This is a genomic window from Pseudomonas sp. BJa3, assembly GCF_026343815.1.
Taxonomy (GTDB): domain Bacteria; phylum Pseudomonadota; class Gammaproteobacteria; order Pseudomonadales; family Pseudomonadaceae; genus Aquipseudomonas; species Aquipseudomonas soli.
In genome coordinates this window covers 1-242 of record NZ_JAOXMC010000483.1, presented here as the reverse complement: position 1 = coordinate 242, position 242 = coordinate 1, and the positions used below count along the sequence as shown (strand labels likewise).

1 protein-coding gene is annotated in these 242 nt (G+C 31.8%); it reads left to right on the top strand.

Going from position 1 to position 242, the window contains the following annotated elements:
• On the top strand, positions 1-242 hold a 242-nt coding region (locus tag OH705_RS30140; RefSeq protein WP_267303607.1), incomplete at both ends, for a hypothetical protein.

The following is a 242-nucleotide window of genomic DNA, read 5'->3' as shown; positions in this document are numbered from 1 at the left end:
ACGAAGGCCCAAAAAAAAAAAAACAACCAACCCCAAAAAACCAAACCAAAAAAAACAACACAAACACACAAACAAAAAAAAAAAAACCCCCACCCAAACCCCAACCAAAAAAAAAAAAAAAACACCCCCAAAAAAAAAAAAAAACACAACCCCACAAAAAAACAAAAATAAATATAAAAAAAAAACCACCCACAAAACAACCAAGAACGCCCCACAAAAAAACACAAAAAAAACACCCAACA